The sequence below is a fragment of the Massilia sp. FBCC-B171 genome (assembly GCF_059134155.1).
On the sequence record NZ_CP101443.1, the window covers coordinates 2,742,797 to 2,756,361 of the forward strand.

At 68.6% G+C, this 13,565-nt stretch carries 10 protein-coding genes; 8 read left to right on the forward strand and 2 right to left on the reverse strand.

Going from position 1 to position 13,565, the window contains the following annotated elements:
• Positions 1–79: 79 nt before the first annotated feature.
• Together NMB41_RS12460 and NMB41_RS12465 are read left to right on the forward strand one after the other, a co-directional pair.
• The gene (locus tag NMB41_RS12460; RefSeq protein WP_494382755.1) at positions 80–1,711 is read left to right on the forward strand and encodes an AMP-binding protein; all 1,632 of its coding nucleotides are present in this window, start codon (positions 80–82) and stop codon (positions 1,709–1,711) included.
• A complete protein-coding gene (locus tag NMB41_RS12465; protein ID WP_494382756.1) occupies positions 1,708–3,522 on the forward strand; it encodes an asparagine synthase-related protein in 1,815 nt (604 codons plus the stop codon). Before NMB41_RS12460 ends, NMB41_RS12465 begins: the two co-directional genes overlap by 4 nt.
• A 34-nt stretch (positions 3,523–3,556) precedes the next feature.
• On the opposite strand, the gene NMB41_RS12470 is transcribed toward NMB41_RS12465, so the two are convergent.
• Positions 3,557–4,729 carry a glycosyltransferase gene (locus NMB41_RS12470; protein ID WP_494382757.1) on the reverse strand — a complete coding sequence of 391 codons (1,173 nt, stop codon included), beginning with the start codon at positions 4,727–4,729 and terminating at the stop codon, positions 3,557–3,559.
• Positions 4,730–5,056: 327 nt separating this feature from the next.
• Between NMB41_RS12470 and NMB41_RS12475 the strand changes: the two genes are divergently transcribed.
• The 3 genes from NMB41_RS12475 (at position 5,057) to NMB41_RS12485 (ending at position 8,052) form a co-directional block, all read left to right on the forward strand.
• The gene (locus tag NMB41_RS12475) at positions 5,057–5,809 is read left to right on the forward strand and encodes an N-acyl amino acid synthase FeeM domain-containing protein (protein WP_494382758.1); all 753 of its coding nucleotides are present in this window, start codon (positions 5,057–5,059) and stop codon (positions 5,807–5,809) included.
• Positions 5,806–7,464, forward strand: a complete 1,659-nt coding sequence (locus NMB41_RS12480; protein ID WP_494382759.1) for an FAD-binding oxidoreductase — start codon at positions 5,806–5,808, stop codon at positions 7,462–7,464. Before NMB41_RS12475 ends, NMB41_RS12480 begins: the two co-directional genes overlap by 4 nt.
• A gap of 78 nt (positions 7,465–7,542) precedes the next feature.
• Positions 7,543–8,052, forward strand: coding sequence for a pyridoxamine 5'-phosphate oxidase family protein (locus NMB41_RS12485; protein ID WP_494382760.1), 510 nt, complete (start codon positions 7,543–7,545; stop codon positions 8,050–8,052).
• Between the two features lie 65 nt (positions 8,053–8,117).
• Here the strand turns inward: NMB41_RS12485 and NMB41_RS12490 are convergent, their stop codons facing one another.
• Entirely contained in the window at positions 8,118–8,489 is a 372-nt protein-coding gene (locus tag NMB41_RS12490) for a hypothetical protein (RefSeq protein ID WP_494382761.1), read from the reverse strand.
• 252 nt (positions 8,490–8,741) lie between these two features.
• On the opposite strand from NMB41_RS12490, the gene NMB41_RS12495 reads away from it, so the two are divergent.
• From NMB41_RS12495 to bcaP, 3 genes are all read left to right on the forward strand, one after another.
• Positions 8,742–11,237: an alpha/beta hydrolase fold domain-containing protein gene (locus NMB41_RS12495; protein WP_494382762.1), complete on the forward strand. Its 2,496-nt coding sequence runs from the start codon at positions 8,742–8,744 to the stop codon at positions 11,235–11,237.
• A 15-nt stretch (positions 11,238–11,252) separates the two neighbouring features.
• A complete protein-coding gene (locus NMB41_RS12500; protein WP_494382763.1) occupies positions 11,253–11,636 on the forward strand; it encodes a DUF2784 domain-containing protein in 384 nt (127 codons plus the stop codon).
• A 420-nt stretch (positions 11,637–12,056) separates the two neighbouring features.
• Positions 12,057–13,454, forward strand: a complete 1,398-nt coding sequence (gene bcaP, locus NMB41_RS12505; protein WP_494382764.1) for a branched-chain amino acid transporter BcaP — start codon at positions 12,057–12,059, stop codon at positions 13,452–13,454.
• Positions 13,455–13,565 lie beyond the last annotated feature (111 nt).

A 13,565-nucleotide genomic window follows, 5' to 3' on the forward strand; every position in this document is an offset into this window, starting at 1 on the left:
TCTATTGATCAGGGTCAATAACCTGTTTGCAGTTTTTCTCAATCATGGATTTTTACGTTCAGCAAGATTGGAGATCAACATGGCCCAGCTGGCACATGAACTGGTGGATGCCGCGGCGCTGTGGGCGCCCAGCGCCACGGCCCTGCGCCACGGCGCCGAGCGCATCAGCTACGCCGGGCTGGCCGGCGCCATCTCCGCCTTCGCCGGCGCGCTCGGGGTGCTGGGGCTCGGCAGCGGCGAACGCGTCGCGGTGCGCCTGCCAGGGGCGACGCCGGCCGTGGTCGCCTTCCTGGGCGCCTCCGGAGCCGGCTGCGCTTTCGTGCCGCTCGACCCGCAGCAGGACCAGGACACATGCGTGGCCCGCCTGCGCGACAGCGGCGCGCGCGTGCTCGTCACCGACGCGGCGGGGCTGGCGCTGCTTGCCGACGGTCTGGCCAATTGCCCGGCGCTGCGCGCCATCGTCGTGCATGGCGGCTGCGCGCCGCGGGCGGCATCGATTCCCGTGCTCGCCTGGGATGGCTTCCTGGCGTCCTCTTCCTCCTCAAGCGTGGGGGCAGGCGTGCACGGCGCGCTCGGCGCACTGATATACAGAGCGCTGCCCGGCGGCGAGAAAGGCGAGCGCGCGCTGGCACTCTCGCAGCGCAACCTGGTGGCGGGCGCCGCCTCGACCGCCCGCTGCCTCGGCATCCGACCGGGCGACCGGGTACTGGCGGCGCTGCCGTTTCACAGCGACTACGGCGTGAATATCTTGCTGGCGGCCCTGTCCGTGGGCGCCACGGTCGTGCTCGACGACGCTGGCATCGGCCCTGAAGGCTTGCCCGACCCGGCGCCGCTGGCGCGCCTGCTCGAACGCGGCGAGATCACCGCGCTGGCGGCGCTCCCGGCCACCTGGAACGCCCTTGCTGCACACGAGCTCGGCCGAGCCGCCGATTGCCTGCGCTACGCCGCCTGTGCCGGCGGCGGGGTCCAGCCCGAGGCTCTGGCAAGGCTGCGCGCCAGCTTGCCGCGCACGCGCATCCACCTGCTCTACGACATCGGCGAGGCCTGCCGCTCGACCAGCCTGATGCCGGCCCAGCTCGACGAGCGGCCCGGCTCGATCGGACGCGCCACCCCCTATTCGGACTGGCTGGTGTTGCGCGCCGACGGCCGCGAGTGCGCGCCGGGCGAGACCGGGGAACTGGTACGCCGCGGCGCCCTCGTGGCGCCCGGCTACTGGAACGATGCGCGCGCCAGCAGCGAACACTTCCGTTTCCTGCCGCCCAGCGCCGGCCTGGCCCAGCGCGACAGCAGCTACTGGCCGGGCGTGAGCGCGCGCAAGGACCTCGACGGCTACCTGTACCTGAACGAAGGGCGCAACGACACCATCACCACCGGCGGCTACCGCGTCAGCGGGCGCGAAGTCGAAAAGATCGTCGTCGGCACGGGCCTCGTGGCCGAGGCGGCGGCGGTCGGGGTTGCCCACCCGGTGCTGGGGCAGGTGATCGCCGTGCTGGCGACGGCCCGGCCCGGCGCCCGGCTCGATTCCTCGATCCTGTTCGGCGCCTGCCGCGCCCGCCTGCCGCAGCACATGCTGCCGGCCATGGTCGACGTGCGGCGCGCGCCGCTGCCGCGTGCGCGCGACGGCCAGATCGACCGCGCCCTGCTGGCCGGCGAACTGGCGCCGCTGTTTGCCGATGTTTCTCCGATCATGGTTCCGGTCGTCGCGCCATGAGCGGCTTGTGCGGATGGTTCTCGCGCGAACCGGCGGCCATGGCGCTGGCCGACATGGCCGCGCCCTTCGCCGGCGCCTGGTCGCTGCGCAGCGCCGGCCACAGCCTGGGCTGCCTCGCGCTCGCGGCCGGGGGCGACGAAGCGAGCCTGTACCACCAGGACGGCCTCCTGATCGCCTGCTTCGGCGTCCAGCCCGATGCGCTGGCGCGCCTGTGGCGCACGCACGGGCCGCGCGCCTGCGCCGCGCTGTCCGGCCACTTCGGCTTTGCGCTGCTCGACGAACGCCGCGGTGAAGCCCTGCTGGCCGTCGACCGCTGCGCCACGCGCCCCATGTTCTACCAGATGGCGGGACGCAGCCTGCTCTTTGCCGGCAGCAGCGAAGCACTGGCCACGCATCCCGGCGCCGGGCGCGAGCTCGACCCGCAGGCACTGTTCGACTACCTCTACCTGCACGCGGTGCACGGGCCGCGCACCATGTTCGCCGGCCAGCGGCGCTTGGCGCCGGGCGAGTGCCTGCACCTGCATGGCGGGCGCGTCGAGCGGATCCGCTACTGGCGCATGCGCTATACCGAGCATGCAGTCGACCCCACGCCGCACACGGAACTGGTCGACGCCTTGACCTGTGCCCTGGATCCCGGCGCAGCACCGGCGCAGGCCGGCCTCATGTTCGGCGGGGGCGCAGCGGGAACCCTGCTGGCTTGCCTGCTCCAGCGCGCCGGCGAAGGCCCGCTGCGAACCTATGCCGTCGGGTTTGGTTCAGGCAGCAGCCTGGCCTCCGCCCGCACCGCGGCGCGTGGTATCGGCAGCCTGCACCGCGAACAGGCGATCGACGCCGGCGACCTGGCCGATGCGCTCGCCCTGCTGGCGCGCAGCGGGGATGCGCCCTGTGGCGACCCGGGGGCGGTGGCCATGCTGTTTGCCGCCCGGATGGCGCGCGAAGACGGCCTCAGCCACCTCCATGGCGGATTCGGCGCGGCCCAGCTGTTTGGGCGCGGCCGGCGCTACGCCAGCCTGGCCCAGGCCAATGGCTACGAGCGCCTGCCGGGCGCGCTGCGCCAACTGCTGATCGAGCCGCTGCTGTTCGGGCCGGGCGCGCGCCTGGCCTTGTTCGAGCGGCTGCGCACGCGCATCGAAGAATCGATGGCGCCGCCCCTGGCGCGGCTGCGCCGGCGCAATGCGCTGCTGGCCCACGGCACGGCCAACGTGTTCGAGCCGGCCTTCCTGGAACTGGTCGATCCGGATGCGCCTGCCTGCGTGCAGGAAGAGCGCTGGTGGGTGGCGCAGGCACGCAGCAGCGTCAATCGCGCGGTGGACCTGGAGCTGGGGGCCGAGCTTCCATGCCGGATCGTCCCGGCCTTCACCGCCGCCTGCACGGCAGCCGGGGTGCGCCCCGTGCTTCCCTACCTTGACGACGCCGTCGTCGCCATGTCGGCGCGCCTGGCGCCGCGCCACAAGAGCGGCAAGGGTCCACGCCGCCTGTTCAAACGCGCGCTGCGCGAGCTCGGCGCCAGCCCGGGGGGCAGCGATTCATGTGCTCCAGAGCTGCCGTTCGGCCGCTGGCTGCTGGGCGACGCCCGGCTGCGCGCACTCGCCTACGACAGCCTGGCCGACCTGGGCAAACGCCACATCCTGCGCCGCGAATTCATCGATCTGCTGCTCGCCCGCCGCCTGCCCGAAGACCCGGGCGCGCACGGCCAGACCGTCTGGCGGCTCATGATGCTGGAACAGTGGCTGGCGCGCGGCCGGTGCGATGGGCTTGCCAAAGAAGCGCAAAGCGACGCTGCGGTTCTGGTGCCGCTCCAGGCAAGTTGAAAAGAGGCGCGCGGGCGCGCGGAGCGCCCGTCTTCTATCGTCCAGCCAGCGCGTCGTACACCGCTAAATAACTGCGCGCCATCGCCGGCAAGCTGTGGTGCGCAATCACCTGGCCGCGCGCCCGCGCCCCATGCCGCGCGCCCATCTCCGGAATCCGGCAATAGTCGGCGATCGCGGTGGCCATTACGTCCGGCGAGCTCGGCGGCACCAGGATGCCGGTCAGCCCCGGCTGGACCAGCTCCTTGTGCACCCCGACCGAGGTCGCCACGACCGGCAGCCCGGTCGCCATCGCTTCGAGCAGCACATTGCCGCTGCCTTCGGCCAGTGCGGGCAGCACCATCAGGTCCATGGCCCGCATCAGCTGGGCGGTGTCCAGGCGCTCGCCAGGGAGCCAGGCAAGATAGCCTGCACCGGCGCGGTCGAGCATGGCCTGGCATTCGGCGCGCATCGGCCCGTCGCCGACGATTAACAGGCGCAGGCGGCTGTGCGATGCATGGGGCGAGGAAATGAGGCGCAGGAAGGCTTCGACCAGGGTGGTGTGGCTCCTGGCCTCGTCCATGCGCCCGACGCTGCCGATGACGAAGGCATCGTCGTGCATGAAGCCGGCAGGCCCTACCGCGGCATGCGGACCCAGGCGCGGGTGGAATTCAAGGCTGTCGACACCGTTCGAGATCTGCGACACGCGCGAGGGTTCGGCCCCGAGCTGTTCGATCAGCCAGCGCTCCTGCTCGGCGCTGACCGCAATGTAGTGGCCCACCAGCGGCCCCAGGACTCGGCGCAGCAAACCTGGCGGCCGGGTGCGGCAGGCTTCGGCCGGATCGCGGCCGTATTCGCCATGCACCCGCAGCCGCACGCCGGCCAGCGCCGCCGCCAGCTGGCCCTCGAGCCCCCCGAAATTGCGGGTGTGGACCAGGTCGGGCTGCAGCGCGCGCAGGGCGCGCACCATGCGCACGAAATGGCCGGGGTCGGCGCCGTCGCGCTTGTGCAAGTCGATCACTTCGACCCCGTATTCGCGCAGATGGGTGTGAATCAGGCTGTGGTCGCGCAGGCAGAGCACCGCATGCCGGTAGCGTTCACCCGGCATGTGGGCGATCAGCTCGAGCAGGCCGTTGCCGGCGCCCCCGGCGTCGAGGCGGTTGACGACGTGGGCGACGAGCCGCGGCGGGGCGAAGGCCGGGGCCAGGGCGGCGACGGGACGGTTACCCATAAAGGGCAAGCAACATTGGACGGGTCTCCGGTGAAGGCCAGCGCAGCGCAGATCGGCTGGTCTGTCGATTATATTGCTGCGCGCGGCGAGCACCGCGTAACCCTTTTTTCCGTTGATACCGGTCAAAGGCGCCCCGTGCATATGCGAGTTCCTTGTCGATACATCTAATTGCCAAGTGCTTGTGGCAAATTGTTTCTAAGCTTGATCGATATCCAGATGGCAAAGATCCAGCCCAAACCCCGGGAACCCTGCAACTGCTGACCTTGTCTGATTGGCAGTCATGACGTTTCGCCAATCATGGCGCAACGCTTCTACAGGGAGACCAGCATGTTGGTAGATGAAATGCCGATCGCATCGTTCCAGGCGCCGCCCGCGCCACTGCCACTCGCCCAAGGCGCCAGCCGCCACGGCGAGAAGGCAGCGGCTGCGGAAAACCAGGTGTTCAACATCCGGGTGGCCCTGTCCGCCGGCCGCCATGCCGACAGCGGCGCCCTGGTGCGCCGCATGTACGCCTGGCGCGGCTATGCCTTCGAGAGCGGGGAGGGCGGCTTCGACAAGGTGACGCTGTATGCAGAAACCGGGGGCGAACTGGTCGGCACGATGAGCCTGTGCCTGGACCGTGGCCACCTGCTCCCGGCGGACGAGAATTTCCATGACCGGCTCGACATCCTGCGCCGCCAGGGACGGCGCCTGTGCGAGCCTTCGCGCCTGGCCATCGACACCGGCATGTCCAAGCGGGTATTCGCCGCCCTGATCCACATTTCCTACCTGTATGCAGCCGAGCTGCACGGCTTTACCGATTACATCATCGAGGTCAACCCGCGCCACGTGGCCTTCTACCAGCGCATGCTCGGCTTCGAGGACTTCGGCGGCGAGCGGCCCTGCGAACGCGTCGGCGCACCCGCCGTGCTGCTGCGCCTGCCGCTGGCCGAGATGGGCGCGCGCATCCGCAAATGGGGCGGCAGCTTCGAGCAGCAGGCGGGCGAGCGCTCCTTCTACCCCTGGTTTTTCCCGATCTGGGACGTGCCCAGCATCAGCGCACGTTTGGCGGCGCTGTGCCGCGGTGGAGAACGCGCATGAGCCAGCTGAACGATTTCCAGGCCGGTGCGAACGCCCAGACGGCCCTGGCCGCGATGGCGGCGGTAGTCGGAGCGGCCCATGTGCTGACCGACGATGCCACGCGCGAACGCCATGCGCGCAGCACGGCCGCGCGGCCGGTGCTCCCGCTGGCGCTGGTGCGTCCCGCGAACGCTCGCGAAGTGGCCGAGCTGGTGAAGATCGCCGCCCAGGCGTGCCTGGCCGTCTACCCGATCAGCACCGGCAAGAACTGGGGCTATGGCGACGCCTGCGCAGTCGGCGCCGGCCAGGTGGTGCTCGACCTGTCGCGCATGAACCGGATCGTCCACGTCGACCCGGAACTGGCATACGCGGTGATCGAGCCGGGCGTGACCCAGCACCAGCTGTCAAGCTACCTGAAGGAGCGCGGCTATCCGCTCTGGGCCGACTGCACCGGCGCCGGGCCGGACACGAGCTATATCGGCAACATCATGGAGCGCGGTTTCGGCCATTCGCCCTACGGCAACCGCCTGCAGCACGTGGCCGGGATGGAGGTGGTGCTGGCCAGCGGCGAGCAGCTCCAGACAGGTTTCGGCCACTACCGCCAGGCGCGCGCGGCGCACCTGTTCCCGTATGGCGTCGGCCCGTTTCTGGACGGCCTGTTCACCCAGTCGAACATGGGGATCGTTACGCGCCTGGGCATCTGGCTCATGCCCGAAGTCGCCTGCGTGAACCACTTCCTGTGCAGCGTACCGGCGCACGCCGACATCGGCCCGGTGGTCGACGCCCTGCGGCCGCTACGCCTGGACGGCACCTTGCGCAGCATCCTGCATATCGGGAACGACATGCGCGTGTTTTCCAGCGCCGGCGCTTTCCCGCGCGCGGCCGTGCCCGAGGGCGCGCGCCTGCCGGACGAGATGCGCGCCCAGATGCGTCGCGATTCCGGCGTCGGCGCCTGGACCGTGTCGGGCGCGCTGTACGGCTCGCACGCCCAGGTGGCGGCGGCGCGCAGTGCGCTGCGGCGCGCCCTGCGGCCAACGAAGGGACGCGCGGCCTTTGTCAGCGAGGGCAGCCTGCGCGCCGGCGCACTGGCCGCCCGCCTGCTCGGCAAGACGGGCGCGGGCCAGCGGCTGCGCGCCAGGCTGGCCGTCGGACGCTCGCTGTTCGCGATGAACCGCGGCGTGCCGGACGGGCGCTTCCTGGCCGGCGCCTATTGGCGCCGCCGCAGCGGCGTGCCGGCCGGTTTCCCGGCGAATGCGAATCCGGCCCAGGACAATTGCGGGCTGCTGTGGGTCTCGCCCGTGCTGCCGCTGCGCGGCGCCGACATGCTGGCCGTGCACGACCTGGCCCGCGCCAGCTTCGACAAGCACGGCTTCGACCTGTTCGCCACCTTCAGCATGATCAACGAGCGCGCGCTGGGCGGCGTGCTGACGGTGGCCTACGACAAGGAAGACCCACTCGAAGCGGCGCGGGCGCGGGCCTGCCACGACGAGGTTTTCGAGCGCATGTTCGAGGCCGGCTACATTCCTTACCGGGTCGGCAACCACGCGATGGGCCGGCTCGATCCGCAAGGCGACAGTTACTGGCGCACGGTCGGCGCCATCAAGGCCGCGCTCGACCCGGCCGGCATCCTCGCACCGGGTCGCTATCAGCCGGAGGTGGCGGCCGGCCTGATGTAGTACTGCGTTCGGCGCCGCACGGAGCGCGGCGCCTGCGCGGTCTAGGATATCGATTCACTCAATATTCAAGGAAACGCCATGTCCATGACCAACGGCTCCGCACAGGCCGCTGCCCTGGCGGACAAGATCCGCTCGATGCGCTTTGCCATGTTTACCACCGTCGACCAGCACGGCCACCTGATCAGCCATCCGATGACCAACCAGGAAACGGACGAGGAGGGCGGGCTCTGGTTCTATACCTCGATCCACGCGCCGCTGTGGCAGAACATCGCCGTCCAGCCTGAAGTGAACGTCAGCTTTGCCCAGCCGGAAGACAGCCTGTACGTCTCGATCAGCGGCACCGCCGAGCGCGTGGTCGACCGCGAGCGCATCCGCGCCCTGTGGAACCCGATGGTGCAGGCCTGGTTCCCGCACGGCCCGGACGACGAACACGTGGTGCTGGTGCGCGTGGTGCCGCACAGTGCCGAATACTGGGATTCGAACGACAGCAAGATGGTGCGCCTGTTCCAGATGGCCAAGGCGGCGATGACGGGCACGACGCCGGACGTCGACCCGGGCGAACACGGCACGATCCGGCTCGAACCCTGAGCAGTAGATGGAAACCGTTGACGCAGACTAAGGTCGCGACGACGGTTTCCTGCGTCAGGCGCTGGTTAAGGTGTGGGGGGCAAATCTTCTTCCGACTGGTTGGCGCCGGTCTCGCGCGCGCCCAGGCCGGTCCCGGTGCCGCCCGCCTGTTGTGCCCGCGTATCCAGGGCGCCGCGTGAATTGCTTTGCATGGCGCTGTCGTCCGCTTCCACGGACGCGTCTGGCGCCGCAGGCTTGCCGTCGGGTGTCGTACCCGGCGCAGCCTCGATTTCTCCGGTGCTGTGGGTCAGCTGGGCGCCGCCGCTGCCGCCGGTCTCCTGCTGGGTTTCGTGGCTGGGCGTGGCGCCGGCCTGGCCACTGGTCGTGCCGCCGATACCCACCGAGGCCGATCCCGCGTCCGGCGTGCCGATGCTTCCGTTCTGTGCTTGTGTCGCCATGTTGGTCTCCTATTGATCAGTCTTCTTATTATGCGCATGGACATCAACCGCACCATCGGTGCAGGCAGCGCAGCCCTGTAGGACAGCGGCCATTCGTCAAGCGCGGCTGTGTTTCATCCAGCTCGCATAGGATGAGCGCGCATCGTGCGAATGTCCCGCCAACTTGGGCCAAGAATCAAGCCAGGGCGGGGCTCCTCGTGTATTGTTGCGGCTGGGAACAATACGAGCGCCCAAGCGCCCAGGAGACCGCCGATGACAGCTTCGCCACCGCATCCGAACGCCCTTACAACCGATACCGAACGCGCCGAGACCATCCACGAGGCGCTCGTCATCGGCGCCGGCTTCGGCGGCATCTGCATGGGGGTGGCCCTGCGCCGCGCCGGCGTGCACGACTTCCTGATCCTGGAAAAGAGCACGGAGCTCGGCGGCGTCTGGCGCGACAATTCCTATCCGGGCGCGGCCTGCGACGTGCCTTCGCACCTGTACTCGTTTTCCTTCGCGCCGAATCCAGGCTGGGCGAATACCTTTGCCCGGCAAGCCGAGATCCACGCCTACCTGCACGACTGCGTGCGCCGCTTCGGCCTGGACCAGCATATCCGTGTCGCCAGCATGGTCGAAGGCGCCACCTGGATCGAGGCGCGCGCGCTGTGGGAAGTACGCCTTGCCGGCGGCGAACGCCTGCTGGCGCGCATGGTGGTCAGTGCCGCCGGTCTGCTGAGCCGGCCAGTGCTGCCGCGCCTGCCCGGCATCGAAAGCTTCGGCGGACGCGCCTTTCACTCGGCGCACTGGGACCATGCCTGTGCGCTGGCCGGCAAACGGATCGGCGTGATCGGCACCGGCGCCTCGGCCACCCAGTTCATTCCTGAGCTTGCGCGCGAGGCCGGGCAGCTGACGGTCTTCCAGCGCTCGGCAGCCTATCTGAAGGCGCGCAAGGACCGTCCTTACCCGGCCTGGCAAAAAAACCTGTTCCGGCGCTTGCCGCTCCTGATGCGCCTGCACCGCGGCCTGATCTACACGAAATACGAGACCCGGGCGCTGGCGTTTACGCGCATGAAGAGCATGATGTGGCTGGCGGTCGGCAAGCCCTTTCGCGCCATGTTGGCGCGCGATGTGGCCGACCCGGCGCTGCGTGCCAGCCTGACGCCGGACTACCCGATCGGCTGCAAGCGCATCCTGCTCAGCGACGATTACCTCGCCGTGTTCGCCCGGCCGAACGTGAAGCTGGTGACCGATGCGATCGCCCGCGTCACGCCCACCGGTGTCGAAACCCAGGACGGCACCCGCCACGCGTTGGACGTCATCATTTACGGTACCGGCTTTGCCGCCACCGATTTCCTGGCGCCGTTGTCGATCCGCGGCATCGGCGGACGCGACCTGAACGAGGCCTGGAGCGACGGCGCCGACGCCTGGCTCGGCATGGCGGTGCCGGGTTTCCCGAACTTCTTCATGCTGTACGGACCGAACACGAACCTGGGCCACAGTTCGATTGTCTACATGCTGGAAAGCCAGGTGGAGCACATCATGCGTTGCCGCCGTGCGATGCAGGCAGCCGGGGCGGTTTCGTGCGAGGTCGAGGCGGTGCCGCACGCGCGCTTCAACGCCAGCTTGCGCCGCCGCCTGGCGGGCACGGTCTGGCAGGGCTGCAGCAGCTGGTACCTCGACCGCCATGGCCGCAACAGCGCCAACTGGCCGGGGTTCACGTTTACGTACCGCTTCCTGACGCGGCACGCCAGCCTGCTGGCCTACCGTTTTACCTCGCCGCTCCCGGAGCATCCGGGTGGCCTTGCCATCACGGCGCCGCGCTCCCTGGCGGAACGCGGCGCGGCGGCATTCCAGCGCGCCTTCCTGCGCACCTTCTTCAAGCCACTGATCGGCCCGCCCTTCGGCGCGCGCACGCAGCGCCGTATCGTCGGCATGCTGGCCCCGCTGATGCCGGGCGTGCGCGGCCTCGGCATCCGTCAGCTGCAGCTCGGGCACCTGCAGGTCGAAGTGGTCACGCCGGTACAGGCAGGCGAGGGCGCCATCCTCTACCTGCATGGGGGCTCTTTTTGCCTGGGTAACCCGGCGAGCTACCGCAGCGTCACCACGCGCCTGGCCCGCGACGCCGGGGTCCCGCTCTGGGTGCCGGACTACCGCCTCGCGCCCGAGCATCCTTACCCTGCGGCGATCGAGGATGCGCTATCCTGTTTTGACGCGATGCTGGCCGCCGGAATACCTGCCGAATGCATCGTGCTGGCCGGCGACTCGGCCGGTGCGGCGCTGGCGCTGGCCGCCGCGATCCGGCTGCGCGCACGCGGTACGCCTGCGCCGGCCGCGCTGGCACTGATTTCGCCGGTCACACAGATGCCGCCGTCCGCACTCGACGCGAATGCCGCGCTCGACCCGATGCTGCGCGCCGGCTGGGTGAGGCAAGGCGTAGCCTGGTATGCCTGCCCGCCGGAGGCCGAGGAGCACAACCCGCTGCGCGTCAACCTGGGTGGCCTGGCGCCGATGCTGGTGCAGGTAGGCGACCAGGAAATCCTGCTGGCCGACGCCGAAGGCCTGGCCCGGCACGCCGCAGCCTGCGGCGTCGCCTGCCGTCTCGAAATCCACCGCGAGCGCTGGCATGTCTTTCACTTGCAGGCCTTTTATCTGCGCTCGGCGGCCAATGCCATCGGCGCGCTCGCGCAGTTCGCGCGCGTGCAGATTGCCGCCGCGGCAAACACCGAGCCTTCCAGCGCGCCGGCATCTGTAGCGCCGACTGTCTAGTCGAAGTCCACGCCCATGTTTTATTCCGCCGCTGCCGCGCTAGTCCTGCTGGCCCACCTGGCCTTCGTATTGTTCGTGGTGCTCGGCGCGGCGCTGGTCGTGCGCTGGCCGCGCATGGCCTGGCTGCACCTGCCGGCGGCGTTCTGGGGCATCTTCATCGAATTGAGCGGGCGTGGCTGCCCCTTGACGACGCTGGAAAACCTGCTGCGCCTGCGCGCCGGCGCCGAAGGCTATGCCGAAAGCTTCATCGAGCATTATGTCTTGTGGCTGCTGTACCCCGGCGGCCTGACGCGCGAGGTGCAGTTTGTCCTGGCCGGCCTGGTCGCCGCCATCAATATCGTCCTCTACGCCTGGGTCTGGCGACGACGCAGCGCCGGGCGGCGCATGCGGCGCCTGTAAGGACAGGCTTGCCGCCACCCCGGCACATTTCGTATCCCTGAGCAAGGAAATACTGTCCCGTCTCTCGAAAAAGCGCGCCGGCGCCGCATTGGCGCGGCCAGCGCTTGCTCAACAGGGGTTGCCGGAGCAATAATGCGGATGTGCTGGCTTATTGTTATCGCTTTTCGCCGCCGCGTGTAAAGATGCGGCGCTGCGGATAGTGGGTCGATCGGCGCCTGACTTTATGACAGGCGCTTTCCCTCGTGGTGATTACGTGACCTTCATTCGTTTGCGCATGGCGCTTGCGACAGGAGGGCGCGCGTACGCCAGGCATGGGCCGGCGAAGAAACAGCAGTAAAGCGACATAGTGAGCGGAAGAGGCGTCGGCACGTACCGGCGCCTTCCGACAGGAGACGACAATGCAAAACAGGAGAACACGTAGTGAGTATTTTTAGGAAGAAGAATCTCGATACCATGGTCGCGGCCAGCCGCGCCCCGGGTGGGCTGAAGAAGGTCCTCGGACCGATGGACCTGATCCTGATGGGTATCGGCGCCATCGTCGGAACGGGTATTTTCGTGCTGACCGGTACCGGCGCAGTCACGGCCGGGCCGGCACTGACCCTGTCCTTCATCATCGCCGCCGTGGCCTGCGGGTTTGCCGCGCTCTGCTATGCCGAGTTCGCCTCGAGCGTGCCGGTGGCCGGCTCGATCTACACCTATTCCTACGTCACCCTGGGCGAAGGCGTCGCCTGGATGATCGGCTGGGACCTGCTGCTCGAATACGGCCTGGCCACCTCGACGGTTGCCGTGGGCTGGTCCGGCTATTTCCAGTCGCTGCTCACCGGCTTCGGGATCGTACTGCCGGAAGCCCTGCGCGCTGCGCCAGGCGCCATTCCCGGCGTCGACTCGGTCTTCAACCTGCCGGCCTTCGTGATCATGATCGTCCTGACCGCCATGCTCTCGCTCGGCGTGCGTGAATCGGCCCGTGTCAACAACATCATGGTGCTGATCAAGACCGGCGTCGTGCTGCTGTTCATCGTCGTCGGCGTCAACTACGTCAAGCCGGAAAACTGGCAGCCCTTCATGCCCTTCGGCGCAGGCAGCGTGATGAGCGCGGCGGCACTGGTCTTCTTCGCCTTCATCGGCTTCGACGCCGTGACCTCGGCTGCCGAGGAAGTCAAGAATCCAACCAAGGACCTGCCGATCGGCATCATCGGCTCGCTGGCCGTCTGCACCATCCTGTATGTCGCGGTGTCGGCGATCATGACCGGCATCGTTCCGTTCATGAACTTCAAGGGCGTCGACCACCCGGTCTCGCTGGCCCTGCAATACGCCGGCCAGGACTGGATCGCCGGCCTGGTCGACCTGGCTGCCATTCTGGGCATGAGTACCGTGATGCTGGTGATGGCCTATGGCCAGACCCGTATCCTGTACGCGATGTCGCGCGACGGCCTGCTGCCGAAGAAACTGTCGAGCGTCCATCCGAAATACGGCACCCCGTTCTTCGCCACCTGGCTGGTCGGCATCGTCTTCGGCCTGATCGCCGCCGTCGTACCGCTGGGCGTCCTGGCCGAGCTGGTCAATATCGGCACGCTGGCCGCATTCTCGCTGGTGTCGCTGGCCGTCATCATCCTGCGCAAGACCCGTCCCGACCTGCCGCGCGCTTTCCGCTGCCCTGGCGTGCCAGTGGTGCCTGCGCTGGCGATCCTGTTCTGCGTGGTGCTGATGTCCTTCCTCTCCGCAACCACCTGGATCGCCTTCGGCATCTGGCTGCTGCTCGGCCTGGTTGTCTACTTCGGCTACGCACGTTCGCGTTCGCTGTTGAACCAGCCGCAGTGATTTGTTCCGGCCGCGGCCGGTTCAGTCAATAAAAAACCTGGCCGCGGCCTAATGCCAGTCACTTAAGGCATTGACCAGCCGGCGGTTTGAGCTAAAACGGATTCACGATCA

Excerpts from the sequence above, each read along its gene's own strand:
- NMB41_RS12500 (WP_494382763.1), top strand. The coding sequence starts at position 11,253 with ATGTTTTATTCCGCCGCTGCCGCGCTAGTCCTGCTGGCCCACCTGGCC.
- NMB41_RS12495 (WP_494382762.1), top strand. The coding sequence starts at position 8,742 with ATGACAGCTTCGCCACCGCATCCGAACGCCCTTACAACCGATACCGAA.
- NMB41_RS12475 (WP_494382758.1), top strand. The coding sequence starts at position 5,057 with ATGTTGGTAGATGAAATGCCGATCGCATCGTTCCAGGCGCCGCCCGCG.
- NMB41_RS12470 (WP_494382757.1), bottom strand. The coding sequence starts at position 4,729 with ATGGGTAACCGTCCCGTCGCCGCCCTGGCCCCGGCCTTCGCCCCGCCG.
- NMB41_RS12485 (WP_494382760.1), top strand. The coding sequence starts at position 7,543 with ATGTCCATGACCAACGGCTCCGCACAGGCCGCTGCCCTGGCGGACAAG.
- NMB41_RS12480 (WP_494382759.1), top strand. The coding sequence starts at position 5,806 with ATGAGCCAGCTGAACGATTTCCAGGCCGGTGCGAACGCCCAGACGGCC.
- NMB41_RS12465 (WP_494382756.1), top strand. The coding sequence starts at position 1,708 with ATGAGCGGCTTGTGCGGATGGTTCTCGCGCGAACCGGCGGCCATGGCG.
- NMB41_RS12460 (WP_494382755.1), top strand. The coding sequence starts at position 80 with ATGGCCCAGCTGGCACATGAACTGGTGGATGCCGCGGCGCTGTGGGCG.
- NMB41_RS12490 (WP_494382761.1), bottom strand. The coding sequence starts at position 8,489 with ATGGCGACACAAGCACAGAACGGAAGCATCGGCACGCCGGACGCGGGA.